Here is a 22,880-nt window from a genome sequence, read left to right on the forward strand (position 1 = left end):
CACAACATACACCTCCTTTCCCAATACATATTCAAACAATCAAAAACCCTTATTTTATAAGTTTATATACTTATAACATAAGGGTTTACTATTATTCCTGGATATCGTATATCAACGTATCAAAGTATTTTTCATTTGTATACAGTAGGATAGCCCATTCACCAGACTGAGGAATTTTCACATGAGAAGGTGTATGTGCATCTGCTCCATTAACAGGTCCGCCGAGTCCTATGCTCCAACCATCCACTAAAATCGGTTGTATGACTTGAGATTCTCTATGGTATCCAATAACCGTTAATTCTGTATCTCGTACTTCATCTATTCCCCATAGATGCCACATCCATTTTTGTATGCTTAAACTTGGCATATCTGCGCCAATGACACCCGACTTATCAGCATTACCAATAATGCCTCTATCACCAAATTCCACTGCCTTTTGATTCCAATCAACTGATGCAATATCACTTTCTTGCACAAAATCAGGTAGATCCTCTGGCATTGTAACATTTGCTTTATCTGTACAACCTACTAAAAATAATAGCAATATACATAAAAATACAACTCGTTTCATAACATCCCCCTTTCTTATGAAACGTTTGTTATAACCAGATTGTTACAGATAATTCTGTAAATTACGAAACTATCATTTTATCGTACGCTTTACAATATCAACTAATGACTTTAATGGATGTAGAATTGTAATCACCGTGTGATCTTCAAATCGTTGTGCTGCATCCACCATCGATAGCTGGGCTACAGATAGAAATTTTTGCTCAGCTGATAAAGTATGTAAAGTTCTTAAAATAGCCTCATCATAGGCTTCCTTTTTCCCCTGCATAATAAGCTCAAATGTATGTTCAATAATTTTTGCCTCTACATCTACTGATATTCCTCGTTGTTTAGCATATTGGTGAAGTCTTGCCATCGTTCCTTCAACAGTCGCTGGATTTGAGAAAAGAATTATTTGAGGCTGTTGCTTACTACATATATTTTCAAAATAGGGCTCATCAATCTTTATAATAGGGATCAGGGGATTAGAAAAAGTTTCTCCCTCTAATAAGGCAATGTAATTTGTACACGTTATTAAAATGGCATCCACATCACAGCTAATTATCCATTCAATTTGCTCCTTAACTTTACGCGCTAAACCATCACTACCTTTAGACACGTGCTGTATCACGCCAGGGTCTACAAAATGGAGTATCTCTATGTCTTCAGCGCTTTGAAAAGCCTGCTCTATGTATTCTATATTGGAACAATGAGCATGCAAGCAGCCAAGCTTTTTTCTCAATTAAATTCCTCCTAATTGGAAAGTTTCTTTTCTATTGTTGCTATTACTAGAGAGTTACCATTACAATTCTTCACCATTTCCTCTTTCGTTACAACATAACCTAATGAACGATATAACTCAATATTACGCGGAACACTCATACGTACTTTGCACTGACTAATTGTTATCCCCTTCGATAGTGCATATTGTTCAAGCCAAGAAATTAGTGCCTTAGCTAAACCTTGTCCTTGTCTTTCTGGGATAACTGAAAGTCTAAAAAAATAAATCCCCGTTGTACTGAGTTTAAACCTTACCATGGCAACTGGCTGTTTATTGATATAGCCAATAAACGCTTGTTCACTTTGCTCCATTGCCTGCTCAATAGAATACACCATTTCACTTAGCGCACTGGATGGTGGAGTAGCTTTTTCATATTCTTGAAACGCCTGTAGCATCAACTGATGTATTACTGGGGCATCCTTGCACTCTGCTAACACAATTTCCATCATAAAGCACCCCTAATCGTTTTTTTATTCATAATAATGTATGTTAAAACAAAAAGAAACCGTATTATTTCTAATACGGCCTACTACTTAGTATGTTTGTCTTTTATTTTTGCTTCCTTTTCAATATGCTTTCTCGCTATTTTCAAACGTTGAATATCCTTTTTCTTAAGAGGAATAATCTCTTCCTTCATCATCTTAATATACGAAATCATTAATAAAAGTAAAACTACTGTAAAAGGTAATGCAGCGATTAACGAGGCCGTTTGTAATGCTTCAAGACCCCCTGTATACAATAAAACGCCTGAAATAGCTGCCATTAAAACACCCCATACTAACTTTGATAAAATTGTGGGATTTAAAGAACCTCTGGACGTCATGCTAGCCATAATAAATGTAGCTGAATCAGCAGAAGTGATTAAGAAAGTAAAAATTAACATTATGCCTATAACTGGGGCTAACAGTGATAATGGCAAATGTTCAAGCATTTGAAAAAGTGCCATTGTAACATCATTACTAACCGCTTCAGCTATATGTGCATTTTCATGTAAATCAAACCACATGGCAGTACCACCAAAGACTGCAATCCAAAAACAGGCAATAAGGGGTGGGATAATTAAAACCCCTATAATAAATTCTCGAATCGTTCTACCTTTAGATACACGAGCTATAAATGATCCCACAAACGGAGACCAAGCAATAGCCCAAGCCCAATAAAAAATAGTCCAATCTTTTACCCAAGTTCCCCCCACATATGGCTGCATGCGAAGGCTATACTGAATAAAATTTGAAATATAATCCCCAATTGCTAATGTAAAAGTTTCTAGAATGAAAACTGTAGGGCCTGTTATAAATACAAAAAGCAACAGAACAATCGCAAGGCCCATATTAACATTACTTAAAATACGAATCCCTTTTTGAAGACCTGTCGTAGAAGAAAACATATAGCCTACAAACATAATGGCAATAATAGATATTTGTATAAAAAATGTATTTGGCAAGCCAAAGACAAATTTCAATCCCCCATTTGTTTGTAGAACTCCGAGGCCAATAGACGTGGCTACACCCATAACTGTAGCAATAACTGCCAGAATATCAATCGTATTTTTGACTATACGATTAGAACCAGTGACTGGCTCTAAAGCTGTAGAGATTAATAAATTTCGTTTTTTATTAAATTGTACATAGGCCATGACCAGTCCCATAATAGTATACACTGACCATTGGCTTATACCCCAATGAAAGAATGAATAGCCCATGGCAAGTCTTGCAGCATCTGTTGTTAAAGGTTCCGTAGAGCTAAAAGGTGGTGAAAAGTAATGACTCATTGGCTCAGCTACTCCCCAAAAGACCAAGCCTACGCCAAGTCCTGCGGAAAAAAGCATGGAAATCCATGTTAGAAAGCTAAATTCAGGTCGACTATCTTCTGTCCCTAAGCGAATGGTGCCATATTTACTAATTGCCAAGCCGAATAAAAAAATAACGATAATAAAGACTGTCAATAAATAAAACCAGCCGAAATAATCCGTAGTCATATGAAATACGCTGTTTGCTACGTTCTTAAATTTTTCTGGTATCGTTGCTCCAATAATGACTAAAAGAAAAATTACTCCACTAGAAATAAGAAATACTGGGTTTTTTAAAATTTTTTTTTGCATACAGCGCCTCCATTTATCCCAGGCAGATGACCAAATTTCCTTTATTATGCGTACCATTCGGTAATTTTATTAATAAATAAAAAAGAAACCGCATTATCAAAAGACAATGCGGTCTATCATTAATGTGATTTATGCATAAAACGTATGGCTCTACTCATAACAGTAGGTACGATCGAAGCATGATTTTCGTTTAAAGCCTCATAAAATTCAACATTCATTATTTTTTCTAATACGGTCGCCATTTGGCGCGCATCATCCACCATAAAGGTTTCAAGTTCACCTGCGCTCAAAAACAAAGTTTCGTTCATATCTTGATGTTCGTTCAGAAATACTGAAGCACAGTGCACTAATTCATGCTCATTCCACCAAATGGATGGGCTAATAGCTAGATAGCCCTGGAAGCTTGATTGGTGGTGAAATAATTGCCACAGTGTAAAGTAACCTCCTAGGGAATGACCAAATAAAGCTTGCTGTGCTCGATTTACTGGATACTGTGCCTCAATCGTTGGCTTCAACTCTTCTTCTATAAAGCGACTAAAATCCACTGCTCCTCCAAGCTTTTCATGACCTTTTCCTTTAAATCTTGCTGGATAAATATACGACTCCGCAGGTGCTGTAAAATCATAAAATCTTCTTTCACGCATATCGTCGCCATGACCAATTCCAATAACAATAGCCGGAAGGATACCTGTTTTTGGTGCATTACGACTTTGTAGACGCACCGCTTCCTTTACAAGGTTAAAATAGGATGAGCCATCGAGTACATACAAAACTGGGAAGCCATCTTGTGGTGCTTCCTCCTCAGGCACATAGATGTTAATCGTGTACGAATAATTTGTCAATTTTGAAGTCATTTGTTGTGTAACGTAGTCTACTTTAGTTGTATTCATTAGATATCCTCCTTCAAAATTTCATAGCCATAACATACAGGTGTATTGGTTACAGGATCTTCCATAATGCGTGCATCAATATTAAATACTTTACGCATTACCTCAGCACTTAAAATTTCCTGTGGCGTGCCAGTTTGCATAATAATACCCTTACGCATTGCAATAAGATGATCTGAGTATCTGGCCGCATGGTTAATATCATGTAGAACCATCACTACTGTACAGCTGTGGTGCTCATTTAAACCTTTAACAATGTCCAATACCTCTAGCTGATGCGCCATATCTAAATAAGTAGTAGGTTCATCCAATAGCAAGATATTTGTTTCTTGTGCTAAGGCCATAGCCAGCCAAACACGCTGACGCTGACCTCCTGAAAGCTGGGCAAGCTCCCTATTTCGATATTCCATCGTATTAGTAACCGTTAAAGCCCATTCAATCATTTCCTCATCCTTATTCGTTAAACGATTGACATTGTTGCGATGTGGATAGCGACCATACGCAATTAACTCCTCCACTTTCAATTGACCAGGAGCTATCGGTGTTTGAGATAATATTGCTAGTTTCTTGGCAATATCTTTGGTCGATAAATTTTGCATATTTTGCTCCTGCAAAAATACCGTACCTTGTTGTTTTTTTAAAATACGTCCTATCGTTTTAAGGAGTGTAGATTTACCACAACCATTTGGACCGATGATTGTAGTCACTTTGCCCTCTTCTATCGTCAAATTTAACCCTTCAAAGACACGTACCTGCTCATAACCAGAGGCCAGGTTTTCCATTCTAAATGCAGTTTGCACGCTATTTCCTCCTATGCCTTAGATTTCACCAGTAAATACAAGAAATATGGAATCCCAATAATTGAAACGACAATACCTACAGCCAGTTCCGATGGTGCAAAAACGGTTTTACCAATAAAATCAGCGAGGATTAACAGACCTGCACCAATTAAAGCACTCACTGGCATAACATAACGGTGCTGAATACCAACAAGCTGCTTGGCAATGTGTGGGGCCATTAAACCTATGAATCCAATACTCCCTGATACAGACACACAAGCACTGACAAGACCTACACTGGCTAGTAACAGCTTCATTTTCTCCTTTTCAACAGCTATTCCTAAACTTGTGATGCTATCCTCTTCAAGCTGAAAATAATCGAGTAAATATGATTTTCTACGCACATATATTCCTAAAATCAAAAGCCAAGGTAGCATCGTAAGCGCAAAGATCCAATTCGCATTATAAATTGAACCTGCCATCCAAATAGCCGCTGATTCAAAATCTTGTGCACTCATTTTTAAGGATAGGAACAAGGACAAAGCTCCAAATCCACTATTGATAGCTATTCCAGTTAAGATTAATCGCTGCATATCCAGATGACCATTTTTTAAAGCAAATGAAAAAATCAGGATAGCTGCAATTGTTCCACCGATAAAACCGAATAGTGGCATCATTAAAATTGACATCCAGCTGTTCATATCTGCACTCACTAGCTTTACTTGAAAGAAGTACATGAATAGTACGACTGCTGCACCAGCTCCAGCATTAATCCCTAATATTCCTGGATCTGCTAGTCCATTGCGTGTAATCCCCTGTAATACAACTCCTGCCATACCTAAGCCAATACCGACAAGTCCAGCAATGACAATCCGAGGTAAACGGAACTCAAATATAACAAGATCAAACTTTGAATTTGACTCGATCCGTAGCAATGTTTTGATGACATCCATTACAGACATATCAAAAACACCATTTGTAATATGTAAATAGCTCGCAACTAAAATCATTAAAACAAGCATCAGCATGGTTAAAAAGAATACACTTGAGGTTTTTTTATGCACGTTTTTCACCTCCGTGCTTACGAACTAAATATAAGAAGAATGGTACACCGACCAATGCGGTTAAGACACCAATTGGCGTTTCAAATGGATAATTGACAACGCGGCTCAGGACATCACAAAGCGCTAAGAAAAAGGCTCCAATGACAGCTGCACAAGGAATAATATAGCGATAATCAACACCAACAAGGAAGCGTGTAATATGTGGTATGACTAGCCCTACAAAGGCGATTTTCCCTACAAGTGCAACCGCTGTCCCTGTCAAACATACGACAGCTAGCATGCTAATAATACGTACTGCTTTTGTTTTCTGTCCTAGCCCCATGGCAATATCTTCACCTAATGAAGTAATGGTAATCGCTTTTGCCGATAATAAAGCCAAGATCAACCCAGTTAAACCAAATGGAATAGAAAGAATCAGCATATCCATATTTACCATATGTACCTTTGTGTTATACCAAGCACTTACTGTTTGTGATACTTGGAAATACATCGCAATAGCAGTAGCAATACTACTTAAAAATGTGCCAATGACCGTTCCAATTATGGCTAGCCTTACTGGAGATAAGCCATTGCGGATTAACGAGCCAAAACCAAAGACAATACCAGCTCCCAATGCAGAACCAAGCATCGATAATAAAATCATTTGATAGTTTGGTAGCCCTGGAAAAAAAACAATGGCTAATGTAATGACAAATGCAGAGCCATCATTGACACCCATTAATGAAGGCGAGGCTAAATAGTTTCGTGTAATCCCCTGCATGACTGCACCGGCAACTGCTAAAAATGCTCCAACTAGTAATACCGCGGCAACTCTTGGAATACGGCCTGTTCTTATAATTTGATGATCGACATCCGATGGATCAAATGCTGTCATCGACTGCCATACTGTAATGGCACTAATATCTTTTGTCCCATACATAACAGAAATAAGTGCCACAAGGGCAATAAGGAAAGGAGATATCGCTAATATTGAAAACGACACTATGTTTGTTTTTTTCAACTTTCACACCTTTTTCTTTATCCATTTTGCGGTACACAATATCAATCACTTAAGTGTATACCCTTAACAACTGCCTGCAATGAAAAATGCCACATCTTACAAAAGGCTGGTAATAGCCCGGTGATACCACCAAATCTACTACCAGCCTGTTTATACTATTTAAATAATTTTTCAGCCGCAGCATCTAAGAATTTCACCTTAGACCAAGCAGTACCACCTTGTGCTAATGGCTCAATTGTGTTGACGAAAACTTGATTATTTTGTGCTGCCTTTAAGCTAGTGAAAATTGGATTCTTTTGTAGCTCCTCTAAAGCTTTTGGCGCATCCTTATTCTCTGAATCCTCGAATTGTAGGAAAATCACATCTGGATTTACTTGTGCTAATGTTTCAAGTGATAGTTCCGCTTGCGCCTTAGCTGTTGTGACAACTTCTGGAACAGGTGCTCCTAAATCTTCATATAGAACAGGGTTTAAATAAACACCTGCTGGATAGATGTACATCACTCCACCACGAACACGGATGATTAATACTTGCTTATCTGCTAATTGCTCCTTGGATTTTACTTGAGCATCAGCAACTTTTGCTTCATAGTCAGAGATGATGTTCTTTGCATCCTCTTCCTTCCCAGCTAATTGTGCAAGCAATGTTAAATTTTCTTTCCAATTTGTTGAAATATGTGAATATGGAATCATTGTTTGAATTTTGTTGAGCTTTTCAGCCGTTTCTTCAGGGAATTTCGAAGTACCCACAATTACATCAGGATCCAGATTAAGAATGGCTTCTGCATTTGGCTCCATTTTATTTCCTACAAGTGTAGCTCCTTCAAAATCTGTTGCTAGATAGGCAGGAACTTTTCCACCTACTTCTAGGACACCTACTGGCTTAATACCAAGCATGGCCGCATCTTCCATTGATTCAAGACTGGCAGCGACAATGTTCTTTACTTCGGCTGGTAGCTCATATGGCTCACCTAAGTACGTGATGGTCTGTGTTGATTTAGCTTGCTCTGTCTGTGATGCTGTTGCACTTGTCTCTGCTGTATTAGCTGTTGATGTTGATTCCTCTGCTTTATCTGTTCCACATGCGGCCAGTGATAATGCTAATAGTGCAGGTGCACACATTTTAAAATATTTATTCATAGATATTCTCCCCTAACGAGCTCATATTGATAATGATAATCGTTTTCATATATAAGTCAATATATAATTGATACTCATTATCATTTACGGATACTATCCTAACAAAGTGAAAAAAGATTGTGAATGGACGATTTCGAAAATGACATGGATTTTTGCCGATTTAAGCAATAAAAAAACTGTTTCTTTTTTATAAGAAACAGTCAATTATACATATCTGGCTTCCTCTATTTTTAACTTGCGATAGGCTGAGGGAGATAAACCCGTACACTTTTTAAATACTCTGCTAAAATAAAAACAATCTACATATCCAACACATTCCGCAATTTCAGCTACAGGTATTCCACCATATTCTAGTAAGTCTTTCGCACGTCGTATACGGTATTCTGTTATATATGTACTTGGATTCATACCTGTATGCTGCTCAAATAAATAAGCAAAGCGACGACGCTCAATGCCCAATTCCATCGAGATATTTGATACTGAGATTTGCTCTGCATAATTTTCATGTATATACTGTAATGCCTGCTCCATTAATTCGCTGGCACTATCTAAAACTTGCATTTTTGCCGCCACAAGGATATCTTCCAACAAATTCATAAATAATGTCTTAGACTTGAATACAGCCATATTGCCAGGAAAGGAATAGCTCTCCACTAATTGCTGAACATGGCTAATAATTTGTGTGTTAAAACCTGTATTAATGAGAAAATGTTTCTTGGCTAGTGGATATAGATTTATTTCTTCTGTTGGTAGGCGATAATGAACAACTGCATACTCCCAACCTTTATGACCAGTCGCTCTCACTTCTAACGGCATCTGGGGGCCTGCATGGACAATCATTCCTGGCTCCATCATATAGGGGGTTCCATTAAAGCTAAAGATCGCACTCCCTGCAAGTGGTACTACTAAACCACACTTTTCAGGAGCTGTTGTTCTACCAGCATCTACTTCACTTGGCTCCATTTTTTTAGTAAAAACATCTGTAAATTTTACAGAAGCATGTGCAAAGTAATCAATTAAATATTTGATATCCATATGTTAACTCCTATACATGTATAACATTCTGAATCTGTGAAAAATGATGTAAATCATGATTGATTAATCCTACAAAATAGTCGATTATAGTCATTTCTGACTGCCCAATTTTAAATGACTGTTGCCATTGCTCATCTGTCCATTGCTGAATGTCCTGCAATAATTGACGCCTTGTGGAAATAAAATCATTCAATGTTTCCTCCATTGTTTGTTCACGGCTTTTCTTAGCTGCCATCGTATTCAAATGTGCTACATCTGGCCCTTTCGGCAGACGCTCATCTGTAAAGAGAAAAGGAATTCGGTAATTTTGCACAAACTTGTCCCATGGAGGAAGATGCCCAATTACCTCTGCAACCGACCATTTCCCAGGTTCAATGGGCATACGCCATTGTGCCTCAGATAACCCTCGCAAATTATCTATCCAATCTAAAGATTTTTTATAGTGTTTAATGACATAGGTTTTATCTTGTTGCAATTGGTCCCCCTCTTTCTTTTTTATTGAAGATGAATTTTCAATTCTGACCAACTCAAATGCCATTGTTTTTGCTGAATTCTTTGCCGATAAATCGCATAGGCACCCTATTTTCTAGGTAAAACGGTGTTGGCTCAACAATGCCTGCTCCTAAAAGATGAATACCATAGGGTGCTGTAATTTCTAGTATCCCATCTGATAACTTTACACCGATCGCTGTTGGTATTTCAGAAAAATGAGAAATGCCATCAATAGCCGATTTATACGGATTACTACCATTTAGCACATGCATCCGTGCTTGATTTTTCACGGACCAAGGCTCAATTGAAGATAACTTTCTCAGTTCTTGCTCATACTGCTTCTCTACTGCTTCTGCTAAATTTTCTTTATCAAAATATATCACATCAATAACAGCAATTGGTGTTCTTTCCTCCTTATCGTGAAGGAAATCCCATAACTTTGTGCGAATAATTCCTGCGCATACCCACCAATCCGGTAATTGCAAAGTTTCTACTGTGGATAAAATGCTCATCATCCAGTCATCAGATGCTATTTAAGCTCTTCAACTCTTCCTCCGTTTGAAGCAATCTCATTCAGCCAGCCCCCATTAATATAAATTAAATTTATAAATCACCAAAAATTATATATTAGATTTATATATCAACACCATTTACCCTAAAGCTAATAAAAGAAAGGGAGAAGCTTATGAATAAAATGATCCTGCAGTTGTTATTTGTACTACTTAGCTTAATTGGACTTTTCTATGCAAACATTTCTTTAACACTCGTATGTATCGGAATGGTAGCTGCTTTTATCGGTACAATTGCGGGTGGTGGTGGACTCATTACACTTCCTGCCATGATGCTTGTCGGTATCCCGATTCAAACAAGTATTGCCACAAACAAATTTTCGACAGGCATTTCGTCTTTATCCAGTATTTTTTATCTACTCTATCAGAAGGAGCTACATCTCACATCTATCATTAAATATATAGCTCTTGCTATTGTTGGGGGGATTTGTGGCTCACTTTTAGCTGTTTCGCTGTCTGAGCAAACTATGAACTATATGGCCTGTGTACTACTCCTTTTGGCTTTAGTCATAACTTTGAAAAATAAAGCGTGGACGGAAGTTCCTAATTCGCTAGAACATCAAGCACCTCATTTTTGGCAACCATTTTTCATCGCCATGTATGATGGTGGTTTCGGCCCTGGCTCTTCGACATTTAGCATCTTACACTATCTACGTACTCATCATACTTACATAAAGGCTGTACAGCTCACTCGAGTACTCCTCTTCGGGAGCTGTACAGGTGCATTTATTGTTTTTTATCACACTGGCTTTATTCAATGGCACTATGCAATTGCTATGGCACTAGGCTCCATTATAGGCTCCCAATTAGGTCTCCTAGTGCTCCCCTACATTCCATTAAAAATAGCCAAAACACTACTAACAGTGATTATTATATTGTTGCTTGTTCAAGTTACATTGAAAATAATTTAATGACCACTACTCAAATGCTCATGAATTATCTTCCATTGATCGTTAACTAATGTAAAAATATTAGTCGCTCTACCGCTACCTGATACAAACTTTTCGTTATGATAGCCTTCATAGTGATATGTATAGAGACAGGTAGCCGTCTTTTCATCAACGGTTAACCATTTTACATCAGTAGCTGAATAAACCTCTTCTTTAATGACATTCCATGCATGCTTGAAATAAGCCTCAATCTCCTCTGTTGTTGTGCAAGTTTTATCAGAGAACCAATAAATTGCTTGTGGATGCAAAATAGCCTTTACTTGATTAAAATCATGGGTATTTGTTGCTTGGATATATTGTTCCAATGCTTGTTGATGTGTCATCTTCACCCCTCCTTTTTTAACAATATTATCCTATAATTAACTTCTTATAAATCACTAGTTCCTTATCCCTTTCTGCTTTGACAGTAAATAGATGGCAGCTATAATTAAGAAAAAACCACAGACCTGAAGATTAGTTATTTTTTCATCCAATAGAATAGAAGATAAAATCATACTACTAATTGGCAATAAGCTAGTAAGTACACCTGCCCACGATGCTGAAATTACTGCAAGACCCTGTTGCATCAAAAGAAACGCTATGACGGTTACAACAATGCCGAAATACAATACTAATCCCCACTCTGCAGCTGAAATTTCTTCAAATTCAAAATATCTGCTTTCAGCTACAGCCAATGGGAAAAATAATATGACGCCAAATAAGCTAACCATAGTTGAGACTGTAAGAGCACTCATACGATAAGAAATTAACTTACCTATGATGATAAATAAAGATTCGCAAAATACTGCCCCTAAAATGAATAGATTTCCTAATAATGAAGTTGAATAATGGTTAGTAGCAGAATAGTTAGCAATGTTCATAAAGATAGCTCCCACTACGGCAAGAAGTATGCTAATACCCATATTCCTCGTTAATTTCTCCTTCAAAATAAAATAGGATAGGATTGCAGTGCAGACTGGCAGAGTACCAGTAATAATACCAGCTTCCATAGCAGTCGTTTTTGAAAGACCATGGAGCATTAATATATTAAATAAAAACACCCCTAATAACGCTTGTAAAAAAACCGCTACTAACTCTTTTCTGTTTAATGTTGAAAATCCCTCTATCTTTATCCACAAAGGAATTAAAATAATTGCAGCCACAAGAAATCTTAGTTCATTCGCTAAGAAAATTGGAAAGCTTTGAATAACCAACTTGCCCGCAACAACTGAACTACCAACGATACTCATTGCCACAATAACTTTCCCGCTACTCCAGATCCATCTATTCATTTTTCTATACTACGCGTTCAATGGATTCATTAATAATATCGGTTACTGCTAAATATAGGTTTTCAGGGTGTTCAGCAATTCGGTGGCAAAGATATAAGTACCACTCATTTCCATACGTTAAATATACTCTACAACGATAATCTTTCCGTCTTAATTCATTGAGTAATGTAGGACGTACACCATAAAGCATCTCAACTTCAACATTTGAGTTATCAAGATATTGACGTCGCTCTAGCTCTTGAATAAGCATTTCATCATGTGTAGCGATTGATAACGGATGATTCGCATTTACTAACTGATCAACATACTCAAGATAACGCTTATTCAGTTCTTCTGATCTGATCATGGCTATATCGATAGGCTCTTGAAAAGCCCCTTTAACAAGTCTTATTTTTCCTGGATATTGCATAAGTTCTTGTAAATCTACCTTTGTACGATAAAGATGAACTTGTAATGTAATTCCGATATTTGTAAAATTTGTTGCTATTTTTTTGTAAAGAGTAATAATATCACTAGTCTTTGAGGATTCTTCCATACTTATCATCAAAGTTATTCCATACTGTTGAGCTTTTTGTGTAAGCTCTTCAAGGTGCTTATAAGCAATCTCAGCATTAATAGAAAGACCTATATGAGATAAATCGAAAGATACTGTTTGCTTCAAAGATAAAATCCCCATGTCCTCAATTACTTGTAAAAGCTCATCCTTTGCTCTTTGACAATCCCTTAAATTGGTTGTATTTTCGCCAATATATTCAATGGAGATATTATAATTGTCATTAAGATAATTACGTGCAGCAGTGATGGCATCCTCTCTCTTTTCCCCTGTTACATACCTTTTTGCTGCTTTCCATAATAATGGGTAGAGCTCTGTCGATTGTTGCACCGAATATTTCAAGCGCTCGTCTCGTGCCGCGGCTTTTAAGGCTTGAATCACTAATTCTTCTGTTTTCTTCATATTTATTCCCCCTCTTCGGTATTGGTAAGTACTTTATCATGATAAAATTGGTAACTGTAGAACCACTTTAAAGTGATTTTAAAGGTACCACTTTCAAATCGGAGGTATGTAAAATGTTATGGATACCTATTGATCGAGCATTAGATATTCCTTTAAATCGTCAAATCTATCAGCAAATACGGGAAAAAATTTTAAGTGGACACCTTCAGGCAGGAGAAAAATTAGTATCCACACGAGAGCTTTCAGTAGAATTAAAAGTATCAAGAAATGTCATATTAGAAGCTTATGATCAGTTACTAGCCGAAGGATTTTTAATTGCACGAAGAGGAGCTGGTACATTTGTTGCAGAAGGGGCGTTGTTACCACAACAGGCCAAACCTTTTATTACAAATAAAGCAGGAGATTCAATAGTAGGGAAAGAAGTTATAAACTTACGCTCGGGTATTCCAGCACTCGACTTGTTTCCTCGTAAAACTTGGGCGAAGATAAGTCATCAACTTTGGCACGATAGTGAATCCTCCATATTGGGATACGGGGCTCCAGAGGGACGCATAGAATTAAGGCATACTCTTGCCCACTACTTATTAAGGACAAGGGGCGTTGAATGTCATCCAGAGCAAATTATTATTACATCTGGTGCGACACAGGCAATGATGCTTGTTTCAAGATTATTGCTGTCACCTAATGATATTGCTATTATGGAAGATCCTATAACGAATGATATTCAAACTATCTTTAAAGCTTCTGGTGCTACCATTTATCCGATACCAGTAGATGAATTTGGGATGAAAACAAGTCTATTACCAGATAATATAGATCCTAAACTTGTCTTTCTAACTCCCTCTCATCAATTTCCTTTAGGAAGTACCTTACCTATTCAACGTAGAATTCAATTAATTGAGTATGCTAGAAAGAATCATTGCTTTTTAATTGAAGATGATTATGATAGTGAGTTTCGCTACGAAGGGCCACCTGTTAGCTCTTTACAGGGCCTAGACCCAGAGCTTGTTCTCTACATCGGTTCTTTTAGTAAAATTCTCTCTCCCGCATTAAGAATAGGATACATTATCCTACCAACACAGCTTACTGAAAAATGCCGCCAATTAAAATGGTTTACGGACTTACATACACCTTCCTTAGACCAGCTTATCCTTTCTCGCTTTATAGAGGAGGGCTATATGGAAAGACATATTACAAAAATGAAGAAGTTCTATAAAAGCCAACGTGATTTTCTGATTCAATGTTTACAATCCACTTTTTCACATAACATAAAGATATTCGGCTATTCTACAGGTATGCACTTAGTTGCAGAATTTGAGAAGATTGATTTTACACAAAACTTATTAGTGAAAATAGAGCAATTTGGTGTAAAGGTTTACCCCGTAGAGGATCATACAATTAAAAAGGGAAAATATAATAACAGATTGATTATTGGCTATGGTCATTTACAAAAGCATGAAATTGAACTAGGCATCACTAGACTTTTTCAAGCAATTTATCATTAGGAGGATGTCTGTGCTAGCTACTATTGAAAAACAATCAAATTACCATATTGCTACATTCAAACGACCATTACTATATTCACTAGATGCCGTTTGGGCCGCTATGACTAACAATGAAAACCTACAAAAATGGATGAGTAATTTAGAAATCATTGAGCTACGTAAGAACGGAAAAATACATTTTAATATGAATGATGGAACAGGTAATTTTGAGGAAATAACCATCACAGATTATGTTGAGAAAGAAGTATTAGGATTTGGTTGGGGAACAGATACGGTGAGATTTGAATTATTTTCTACTGAAAAGGGTTCTTTATTGGTATTAGTGGAGACACTTCAAAATCTGACAGAGCATACACCGAAGGATTTAGCGGGATGGCATATTTGTCTTGATATGTTAACAGATCTACTAAATGGCGTTGAACATCACTATTTCCCAATGGATGAATGGCAGCAAAGATTCAGCGAATACCAAAAAATGCTGAATAGTATAAAGTAAAATAATACAAAAAATCCTAGAGCATCATTACTCTAGGATTTCTATTATTGATAAAAAGCTGTAGCAATTGCTAGTGCTTTTAAAGGGTCTTTGATTGAATCGAGTGTGTAAACAAGCTTTTCATCCTGCCACACAATTAAATTACCTGAATGATAGACATCTAGCTGAGCCATACCATATTGCCTTGGAATAGGTAGCATGTGGTTTTCTAAATACGCTACTGCCTGTTTAGCAAGTTTGACACCTGCATCAGGATTATCAGTTCGTGTATGAGTGGCAATTGCCCAACGCCCTTCGTTCCAACCAGTCCATAATGAACCAGCGCCTGCATCTTGATAACCTTTTATATTGTAACCAAGATCAACCTCTTGCCCGCCATTTTGATTAAAATTATCAAATGCTATCTGTGTGCTTGCACCTTCCACACTTTTATATTTCTTGACCAGCAATCTTCCAATAACAGTCGCTGATTTCTTTAATCGAATATCGTTAATTGGCATATTCTCTTTGCTCTCATAAAAAATAACTTCAACCTGGTCGCCCTGTGTCCTTGCTGTAGCTGATAAAAATGCACCCTCTGCAATTGGTAACGTTGTTGGCATTTTTATTGGAACATTGAAATGTATCTGCTCCTTTATTTGTTGAAGAGCTTCAGTTGCTTGAACCGTATCAACTTGATCATTATTTGACTGTGCTACAGATGTACTTGTTTCAATCTCATGTTCTTGTTCATTCTTATTTCGTTCAGCACAAGCACTTAAGCTACAAATGCTTAACAATAAAAAGAGAAATACTACCTTTTTCATCATGTTAACCCCCCTTTAAGAAATGCCTTCTCTCCATATTTTCCCCTGGAAAAGGTTAACTTAAACGCTTCAGCTATCGAAGTTCATTGATGCGCTTCGTCAGCTCATTAAACTTCTGGTCAAGCATTACGTAGTCCTTATCTTTTACTGTTAGAAAGCTCAGTTTGCCTAAAATCTCTTGCCTTTCCGTTTCAAGCTTTAAACGGAGAGCCGCTGTATCATCCACTTTATTCGGTGTGACTTCTGTCCACTTTTTCTTGATGTGCTGACCGTGAAGCTCCCAAACACTGTTCGTGACTTTTTCTAGAAAGTATCGATCATGTGAAACGACAAGCAATGTCCCATTATATTGGGTAAGAGTATGCTCTAACTGCTCACGAGAAGGTAGATCAAGATGATTTGTCGGCTCATCTAAAATAAGAACATTTTTATCCTCTAAAATATAAGCCATCAGCTTACACTTTACGCGTTCTCCCATACTCATTTTGCCTATGGGAGATGTCCAATGTGTCAGTGTAAACCCTAAATTCTTCATCAAGTTGCGCACTTTAGCACGCTCTTCAAATGTCTCTTGATAAAAATATTGCTCTGGTGTCTGATCAAGTGGTAAATCAAATACTTCCTGTGTCAGATAACCAATGTTTGCAGCTGGTGATACCCATACTTCACCCTCAGCTTCTAGCTTGCCTAAAAGTACTTTTAAAAAGCTTGTTTTCCCACTTCCATTCTTTCCTGTAATAGCTATCTTATCTCCAAATTGAGCCGTAATATTGACATCGTTAAATAATATGCGTTCACCAAATTTTAAAGATAAATGCTTGATTTCCAGTAAGCGCTTGCCAACTCGTTGATTCGTGCCTAAAGAAAAACGAATCTCTGCTTCTGGCTCCACTGCTTCCACTCTTGTCTTTGCAAGTTCAGCTTCTAATCGCTTTTTCTTAGATTTCACCTGCGAATCTAAGCGCTTTGCTTTCACACGATGGTACTCCTTAAAACCTTCCAGTTTTGTTGACTGAGCGTGGCCCTTTTGTGACCAAGACGTCAGTTCCGACATTTGAGCCTCAATTCGTTCAATGTTTTTTTGCTGTTTCTCGTAGGCACGTTGTTGTGTTAATCGTCGGTGTTCCCTATCAGCCATGTAGCTTGTATAATTGCCATCATGTTCAATCAGGCTTTTTTCCTCAATAGACCAGATTTTTGTGGCAACCTTATCTAAAAAATAGCGATCATGTGATACCACGATGATTGTCCCCTTATAGTTTTGTACTTGTCTGATGAGGAATGAGGTACTTCGTTCATCTAAATGATTCGTTGGTTCATCAAGTAATAAAATTTGAGCATTCTGGGAAAAACCTTCTGCAAGACGCATTTTCAGCTTTTCACCCCCACTTAACGCTGCAAATGACACATTAGGTACCTGCCACTTAGCCAGCAGATCAGCTTCTCTTGCGGATACTTCTAGTTTGTCAAAATGTGCTAGCTCCTGTTCAACAAATGTAATTTTTAAAGTCTGTGTTCCCTGAATTACTCCCATAGATGGTGATAATGTACCTTGAATCAATTGTAATAATGTCGATTTCCCAGCACCATTCCTCCCTATAATACCGATGACTTCGCCTTGTTTTACTGTGCCTGTCACATGCTCAAATAACAACATATCCTTTATTTCATAACGTACATCCTGTAATTTTAAAAGTTCCTTCATACTATCCATCCTCTCCAGTTGGAGGGACAAAAAAATCCCTCCAATTCATTTGGAAGGATTAGTCGCTACAATATCATACACAAATAAGCTCCAAAATTATTGTGAAAACAAGCTTTGGAGTAGCTAAATATCGGCAGTGGTTTGCAAATATAAAGCAATTATTATGAAAAATGGGCAGACTAATCCTATTTTTGTTGTTCGTGAAATATAAAATTTCCTATACAAAAATTAAGATTAGTTATTCATTAGCCACCCATCTTCCCTTCATTCATCATTATCGTCATTGTAACATCATTTTTTTTAAAATAAAACTCCATACCTTGAGCTAAGTCTATCTAAAACATTCATAGGAACGAATTTGGTTTCTAGAAATGGTACGGAAATACCAGCCATATCTTCGACTCCATCTAAAGCCAGCAATGATTTCCCTTCCTACAGCTGTTGGGAAAAACCAAAAACTTCTACCACTATTCATCCAAATATACGTATTTCTAAATAAACAGGAGCGTATACCACTAGAACCTTCTCGCCAAGCAGGAATTGGTGGTGAAAAACCTGGTGGTGTGCTCATTGGCATTTGTCCTGCGGGAGGGGGGCCGAAATGAGTTGGCCCAAATGACGTTGTTTCAAAATCATTATAACCTCCCCAACCACCAGGTCTTCTAAAATGATCTTCTCTAAATGGATTATTATACACGCAAACCCTCCTTTTACATTATTCAATATATGTAAAAGGGCGATTCACCGTTGAGCCATTTCCCATTTACCTAAGGTAACCCAATTCCTATTATTGTATAATGGAAGGAAAATCGCTCCAAAAGGAGTACTTATGAAAAAATTATTGATCCTCTTATTAGCCCTGCTTATCGCAGGTAGTATGTGGGTGCTGCTTGCTAAAAATTCAGACTCTTCTTCCACAAGTATCCAAGCAAAGCTTGCTGATGTGAAAGATTACACATACTACTTAGATAAAGGCAACGATGCCATTGGCAAGCGCATGACGAAGTTAGATTTAGTGATTGTAGAACCTCTTGAAATGCAGCAAAAGTATATCGTCAATGCTCAAAAAAGCGGTACTTTAGTGTACGGCTATATTAATGTGATGGAAGCAGACAAATGGAATACAGCACTCTATCAACAATTGAAGGAAGAAGATTTTTATCGAGACAAACAGGGTGAAAGAATGTATTTTGCCAAATGGGATTCTTTTTTAATGGATTTGACTTCTACGCACTATCAAGACATTTTGCTAGCAGAAATAGAGCAGCAAATTGTTCAGAAAGGTTTAGACGGTGTGTTTTTAGATACGGTTGGTAATATCAATTCCTATTTACCTGAAGATGAACAAAAGTGGCAAAATGAAGCCATGTTATCTTTTATCCAACAAATTAAAAAACGTTATCCCGATTTATCTGTTGCTCAAAATTGGGGATTTCAAACACTTGCTGATTATACAGCGCCATATGTTGACTTTATTATGTGGGAGGATTTTTCATATCCTGTGGTAGGAAAAGATGAATGGTCACTCGATATGATGCAACAGCTTGTCCACATACGCAATAAATTTGGTACACAAGTGATGACAATTGGATTTGAAGAAGCAGCAAAAAGCCGTGCTTTAGCTGAGAAGCATCACTTCAAATTCTTTTACAGTCCTGCTGGCTCTTACTATAATAGCTGGCAATCATCCTTACTTTCCTCTGACAAACGACTGTTTTGAGGGATATTTGTTTAAGAGCTCATCTCAGGGGTAGACTAAAAGAAAATCAGCTTGAGGTGATAGAATTGGATATGACCAATATGTATGAAGAACAAAAACATAAGCATGAAAATCGCTTTCAATATAAGCAGCGTAACATGTGGACTGGGATTTTATTTGGGCTTGGGGTGGTGGCATTTATAGATGAGGTGATTTTTCACCAATTATTACACTGGCATCATTTCTATGATAAGTCTACAGCAGCTATTGGACTAGTTTCAGATGGTTTATTTCATGCATTCAGCTTTTTTGCTACGATTGGATCTGCTTTTTTATTGGCTGACCTACATAGAAAACATGGGTTTTGGCTAAAAAGATGGCTAGGCGGTATTTTTCTTGGAGCAGGCTCATTTCAGCTTTACGATGGAATTATACAACATAAATTCATGCAACTTCACCAAATTCGTTACAATGTTGAGATACTACCCTATGATATCGTTTGGAACATACTGGCGTCACTATTAATAATTATCGGTATTGTCTTACTGCTCCAAACAAATCAAAAAGGACGATAGGAGGTGGCGCATCTTGCATTCTCACGAAATTCATGCTCAAAACTTTCCTATTATGGTTCAGCTTCTACTCGCCTTGCCATTTGTTCTAGTTCTTATAGGCTATATCCTCGCTGTTATTATTTCGAATCAACATAAAAAACAATGGCCTCATTTCCGTACTATCAGTTGGATTATTGGAAATGTCTGTGCTCTGATTACATTAATTGGCCCATTGGCTGCTCTTAGTCACATTCATTTTGACGCACATATGATAGGACATTTATTGCTTGGCATGCTTGCACCATTACTTATGGCATTAGCTGCACCCATGACTCTGTTGTTAAGAACCTTACCAGTGAACAACGCACGTACACTTTCTCAGATATTAAAAAAACCGTATGTTTGTTTTATTCGTCATCCAATTATTGCATCTATTCTAAATATAGGAGGTCTATGGGTACTCTATACAACCTCACTTTTCAATTTGATGCATGAACATATACTACTGTATGTATTCATTCATCTCCATATTTTTCTAGCGGGTTATTTGTTTACCATTGCCTTTATTTATATTGATCCTACTCCACATTCATACTCTTATATTTTTCGATCCCTTACATTAGTAGTAGCATTGGCTGCTCATGCCATATTGGCAAAATTTATTTTTGCAAATCCGCCTCATCATGTACCATCGACTGAGGCAGAACTAGGTGCTAAGATCATGTACTACGGCGGAGATGCTATTGAAATCCTGCTTGTGTATATTCTCTTTTATCAATGGTTTAAAAGCACAAGGAAAACTATTCACCCTAAAGTAGCTACTTCATCACGTTAATCTCGCCCTGATGATTAGGCTAAATAGGGTTGGATAATCCGCCAGTCCTCTAGCTTTTCAGTGAACGTTTTAATATTTTTCCCTGGTATTGGACTTGTTGATGGCATTTTTTTATAGTCTCGTCCATCTAGAAGCTCTAAGCCAATATGCTTTTTAAAAACCTCAAATGCTTTCGCTCCATTAAAAAGCACTAATTGGATATTAGGGTATTGTTCAAAAAGGGTTTGAAAATCATTGGGCTTTTCATTGCGTATCGCTGCATCTAAACTTCCTTCGCGTTCACAAGTTGCAATCGTGTCCCAAAGACCGATTGCATTGTTTTTTAATAAGGCTATTCTCTCTGTATAATTATCTGGAATCGCTATCTCTAATAACTCACCCATAATAGGCCAAAAGTGATTGCGTGGATTGCCATAGTACTGCTGTTTCTCTAACGATTGTTTTCCTGGCATGGATCCAACAATGAGCACCCTTGTTGCTGAGTCTACAATTGGTAATAATATATTTTTTAATTCATTGGACACAACAATCACTCCTTTTCTCTATTGTAGCGGAAAATTCGAACCCGCAAGTAAATCTTGGCTTGAAATGAACAAGGGATGTTGACATGAATGGTTCATTTTATAAGACTGCACAATTTTGTAGCCTATACAGTAGCCTATCCAAGGTGGGAGGGGCCCCCCGTATAGAAATGGATGATGTTGTTCGATTCCTTGGAGTTGTAAATTCGGTAAAAAATGATGCTCCCATAAAGCTAAAAGTTCTTTATCTGAGTAGGATTGTAACCAAGGAGCAATCCACCTTTCCCCATATAAATCTTTCACCGCATCTTCTGCTAAGCCTTCTAAAATGAGAGAATCCAATAAAGTCATATCATCTAAAGTTTTTTTTAATATGTGTAAACGACAAACATGGTTATATTCATGAGCAAATAATGCTTGAAGCTCCTGCTTTTCTAAATCACCCACAAATAAAAAAAGTGAATGAGGATAAGCTACACCATTTTTGTTGGTTATCGTTTGCTGCTGAGTAATTGGGAAAATATAAATTGGTATTGATGGGCCATTCCATTTCCTCTGTAAGTATAGAAACTCCTGCTGTACACTGGCCCATACTTCTTGCCTCTTTAATTTTTCAACATCGACTTCCTCATGAGGTAAAAATAGACCCTGTTGCTGTAATGTATAGTGAATTTCTTCTGGAAGCCCATCTCGAAATAGTTTGACTAATCGATCGCAAAGAATCGAGCATTGTAAGCTTGTTCGCTCATCCCTTCTAGTTGATTTTCTTGCACTTACAAATTCATTTAACCACTTATCCGTTGACACAACGGCCATATTATCACCTCTTCACAGCATATGTCTTGAATAGACAATCGGCTAGTGATAAATGCATCAAATCGCATATATTAGCTTGTAATGACATTGAAAGGAGGAATATGTGTGAATCCAGCTGATGCTTATAGTCTTTGCTGTAAATATCATGGTAAACGTGTTCGAATCTCGGATTCATCTGGTAAAGTACATGTTGGAGAAATCACAAGGGTAGATAGAAGACAGGTATGGATTCTACCTGATAGAAGATATAGTGGTTATGGTTTAGGGTTTTGGGGATTTGGAGGGTATGGAGGAGAAGGTTTTGGTTATGGAATTGCTCTAGGAACAATTTTAGGTATTGCACTAGCTCCAATTATTTTCTTCTAATTCAA

The 22,880-nt window shown here is 37.3% G+C and carries 27 protein-coding genes; 7 read left to right on the forward strand and 20 right to left on the reverse strand.

Annotated elements, in window-relative coordinates; translation table 11 throughout:
• Nucleotides 1–91: 91 nt before the first annotated feature.
• From LCP48_RS21740 to LCP48_RS21795, 12 genes are all read right to left on the reverse strand, one after another.
• Nucleotides 92–571, reverse strand: a complete 480-nt coding sequence (locus LCP48_RS21740; RefSeq protein WP_225340512.1) for a DUF4871 domain-containing protein — start codon at nucleotides 569–571, stop codon at nucleotides 92–94.
• 72 nt (nucleotides 572–643) lie between these two features.
• Nucleotides 644–1,291 (reverse strand): hypothetical protein, encoded by a 648-nt coding sequence (locus LCP48_RS21745; protein WP_225340513.1) that lies wholly within the window; start codon nucleotides 1,289–1,291, stop codon nucleotides 644–646.
• 11 nt (nucleotides 1,292–1,302) lie between these two features.
• Entirely contained in the window at nucleotides 1,303–1,779 is a 477-nt protein-coding gene (locus tag LCP48_RS21750) for a GNAT family N-acetyltransferase (RefSeq protein ID WP_404805645.1), read from the reverse strand.
• Nucleotides 1,780–1,859: 80 nt separating this feature from the next.
• Nucleotides 1,860–3,431 (reverse strand): BCCT family transporter, encoded by a 1,572-nt coding sequence (locus tag LCP48_RS21755; RefSeq protein ID WP_009370614.1) that lies wholly within the window; start codon nucleotides 3,429–3,431, stop codon nucleotides 1,860–1,862.
• 119 nt (nucleotides 3,432–3,550) lie between these two features.
• On the reverse strand, nucleotides 3,551–4,321 hold the full coding sequence (locus tag LCP48_RS21760; protein WP_009370613.1) for an alpha/beta hydrolase: 771 nt from the start codon (nucleotides 4,319–4,321) through the stop codon (nucleotides 3,551–3,553).
• Nucleotides 4,321–5,100: an ABC transporter ATP-binding protein gene (locus tag LCP48_RS21765; RefSeq protein WP_036218856.1), complete on the reverse strand. Its 780-nt coding sequence runs from the start codon at nucleotides 5,098–5,100 to the stop codon at nucleotides 4,321–4,323. The genes LCP48_RS21760 and LCP48_RS21765 overlap by 1 nt, the downstream gene beginning before the upstream one ends.
• Nucleotides 5,101–5,129: 29 nt before the next feature.
• Nucleotides 5,130–6,125, reverse strand: a complete 996-nt coding sequence (locus LCP48_RS21770; RefSeq protein WP_051145726.1) for a FecCD family ABC transporter permease — start codon at nucleotides 6,123–6,125, stop codon at nucleotides 5,130–5,132.
• 28 nt (nucleotides 6,126–6,153) lie between these two features.
• Nucleotides 6,154–7,161, reverse strand: a complete 1,008-nt coding sequence (locus LCP48_RS21775) for a FecCD family ABC transporter permease (protein ID WP_009370610.1) — start codon at nucleotides 7,159–7,161, stop codon at nucleotides 6,154–6,156.
• Between the two features lie 155 nt (nucleotides 7,162–7,316).
• Nucleotides 7,317–8,300, reverse strand: coding sequence for an ABC transporter substrate-binding protein (locus LCP48_RS21780; protein WP_202342287.1), 984 nt, complete (start codon nucleotides 8,298–8,300; stop codon nucleotides 7,317–7,319).
• Between the two features lie 204 nt (nucleotides 8,301–8,504).
• Nucleotides 8,505–9,335: an AraC family transcriptional regulator gene (locus LCP48_RS21785; RefSeq protein ID WP_004231753.1), complete on the reverse strand. Its 831-nt coding sequence runs from the start codon at nucleotides 9,333–9,335 to the stop codon at nucleotides 8,505–8,507.
• Nucleotides 9,336–9,345: 10 nt separating this feature from the next.
• Nucleotides 9,346–9,810: a DinB family protein gene (locus LCP48_RS21790; protein ID WP_004231751.1), complete on the reverse strand. Its 465-nt coding sequence runs from the start codon at nucleotides 9,808–9,810 to the stop codon at nucleotides 9,346–9,348.
• Between the two features lie 52 nt (nucleotides 9,811–9,862).
• Nucleotides 9,863–10,342, reverse strand: a complete 480-nt coding sequence (locus LCP48_RS21795) for a nucleotidyltransferase family protein (RefSeq protein ID WP_225340514.1) — start codon at nucleotides 10,340–10,342, stop codon at nucleotides 9,863–9,865.
• A gap of 170 nt (nucleotides 10,343–10,512) precedes the next feature.
• On the opposite strand from LCP48_RS21795, the gene LCP48_RS21800 reads away from it, so the two are divergent.
• On the forward strand, nucleotides 10,513–11,307 hold the full coding sequence (locus LCP48_RS21800) for a sulfite exporter TauE/SafE family protein (RefSeq protein WP_004231748.1): 795 nt from the start codon (nucleotides 10,513–10,515) through the stop codon (nucleotides 11,305–11,307).
• Here the strand turns inward: LCP48_RS21800 and LCP48_RS21805 are convergent.
• The 3 genes from LCP48_RS21805 to LCP48_RS21815 are packed head-to-tail and all read right to left on the reverse strand — an operon-like array spanning nucleotide 11,304 to nucleotide 13,572.
• Entirely contained in the window at nucleotides 11,304–11,669 is a 366-nt protein-coding gene (locus LCP48_RS21805) for a YybH family protein (RefSeq protein ID WP_016993074.1), read from the reverse strand. The genes LCP48_RS21800 and LCP48_RS21805 overlap by 4 nt on opposite strands.
• Before the next feature lie 54 nt (nucleotides 11,670–11,723).
• Complete coding sequence (locus tag LCP48_RS21810; protein WP_039885084.1) at nucleotides 11,724–12,617, reverse strand: DMT family transporter; 894 nt, start codon at nucleotides 12,615–12,617, stop codon at nucleotides 11,724–11,726.
• A 4-nt stretch (nucleotides 12,618–12,621) separates the two neighbouring features.
• Complete coding sequence (locus LCP48_RS21815; protein ID WP_004231744.1) at nucleotides 12,622–13,572, reverse strand: proline dehydrogenase family protein; 951 nt, start codon at nucleotides 13,570–13,572, stop codon at nucleotides 12,622–12,624.
• A gap of 113 nt (nucleotides 13,573–13,685) precedes the next feature.
• Here LCP48_RS21815 and pdxR point away from each other — a divergent pair, with 113 nt between their 5' ends.
• Together pdxR and LCP48_RS21825 are read left to right on the forward strand one after the other, a co-directional pair.
• Nucleotides 13,686–15,077 carry a MocR-like pyridoxine biosynthesis transcription factor PdxR gene (gene pdxR, locus LCP48_RS21820; RefSeq protein ID WP_216485348.1) on the forward strand — a complete coding sequence of 464 codons (1,392 nt, stop codon included), beginning with the start codon at nucleotides 13,686–13,688 and terminating at the stop codon, nucleotides 15,075–15,077.
• A 4-nt stretch (nucleotides 15,078–15,081) separates the two neighbouring features.
• Nucleotides 15,082–15,573, forward strand: coding sequence for an SRPBCC family protein (locus tag LCP48_RS21825; protein ID WP_225340515.1), 492 nt, complete (start codon nucleotides 15,082–15,084; stop codon nucleotides 15,571–15,573).
• Between the two features lie 44 nt (nucleotides 15,574–15,617).
• Here the strand turns inward: LCP48_RS21825 and LCP48_RS21830 are convergent, their stop codons facing one another.
• The 3 genes from LCP48_RS21830 to LCP48_RS21840 form a co-directional block, all read right to left on the reverse strand.
• Nucleotides 15,618–16,382 carry a hypothetical protein gene (locus LCP48_RS21830; protein ID WP_225340516.1) on the reverse strand — a complete coding sequence of 255 codons (765 nt, stop codon included), beginning with the start codon at nucleotides 16,380–16,382 and terminating at the stop codon, nucleotides 15,618–15,620.
• A 70-nt stretch (nucleotides 16,383–16,452) separates the two neighbouring features.
• Complete coding sequence (abc-f, locus tag LCP48_RS21835) at nucleotides 16,453–18,084, reverse strand: ribosomal protection-like ABC-F family protein (protein WP_202342297.1); 1,632 nt, start codon at nucleotides 18,082–18,084, stop codon at nucleotides 16,453–16,455.
• A 331-nt stretch (nucleotides 18,085–18,415) separates the two neighbouring features.
• Nucleotides 18,416–18,781, reverse strand: coding sequence for a hypothetical protein (locus LCP48_RS21840; protein ID WP_004231734.1), 366 nt, complete (start codon nucleotides 18,779–18,781; stop codon nucleotides 18,416–18,418).
• Nucleotides 18,782–18,913: 132 nt separating this feature from the next.
• Between LCP48_RS21840 and LCP48_RS21845 the strand changes: the two genes are divergently transcribed.
• The 3 genes from LCP48_RS21845 to LCP48_RS21855 all read left to right on the forward strand — a co-directional run bounded on the left by LCP48_RS21845 (nucleotide 18,914) and on the right by LCP48_RS21855 (nucleotide 21,172).
• Nucleotides 18,914–19,804: an endo alpha-1,4 polygalactosaminidase gene (locus LCP48_RS21845; RefSeq protein WP_225340517.1), complete on the forward strand. Its 891-nt coding sequence runs from the start codon at nucleotides 18,914–18,916 to the stop codon at nucleotides 19,802–19,804.
• 71 nt (nucleotides 19,805–19,875) lie between these two features.
• The gene (locus tag LCP48_RS21850; RefSeq protein ID WP_004231731.1) at nucleotides 19,876–20,358 is read left to right on the forward strand and encodes a DUF2243 domain-containing protein; all 483 of its coding nucleotides are present in this window, start codon (nucleotides 19,876–19,878) and stop codon (nucleotides 20,356–20,358) included.
• Nucleotides 20,359–20,371: 13 nt separating this feature from the next.
• Nucleotides 20,372–21,172, forward strand: a complete 801-nt coding sequence (locus tag LCP48_RS21855; protein WP_004231729.1) for a cytochrome c oxidase assembly protein — start codon at nucleotides 20,372–20,374, stop codon at nucleotides 21,170–21,172.
• A 14-nt stretch (nucleotides 21,173–21,186) separates the two neighbouring features.
• Here LCP48_RS21855 and LCP48_RS21860 read toward each other — a convergent pair whose 3' ends face one another.
• Both LCP48_RS21860 and LCP48_RS21865 read right to left on the reverse strand, forming a co-directional pair.
• Nucleotides 21,187–21,696, reverse strand: a complete 510-nt coding sequence (locus LCP48_RS21860; protein WP_004231727.1) for a DNA-deoxyinosine glycosylase — start codon at nucleotides 21,694–21,696, stop codon at nucleotides 21,187–21,189.
• 18 nt (nucleotides 21,697–21,714) lie between these two features.
• A complete protein-coding gene (locus tag LCP48_RS21865; protein ID WP_004231725.1) occupies nucleotides 21,715–22,509 on the reverse strand; it encodes a DUF2268 domain-containing putative Zn-dependent protease in 795 nt (264 codons plus the stop codon).
• Nucleotides 22,510–22,614: 105 nt separating this feature from the next.
• Here LCP48_RS21865 and LCP48_RS21870 point away from each other — a divergent pair, with 105 nt between their 5' ends.
• Nucleotides 22,615–22,875 carry a hypothetical protein gene (locus LCP48_RS21870; protein WP_004231722.1) on the forward strand — a complete coding sequence of 87 codons (261 nt, stop codon included), beginning with the start codon at nucleotides 22,615–22,617 and terminating at the stop codon, nucleotides 22,873–22,875.
• Nucleotides 22,876–22,880 lie beyond the last annotated feature (5 nt).

Source organism: Lysinibacillus capsici (assembly GCF_020217405.1).
Lineage (GTDB): Bacteria > Bacillota > Bacilli > Bacillales_A > Planococcaceae > Lysinibacillus > Lysinibacillus capsici.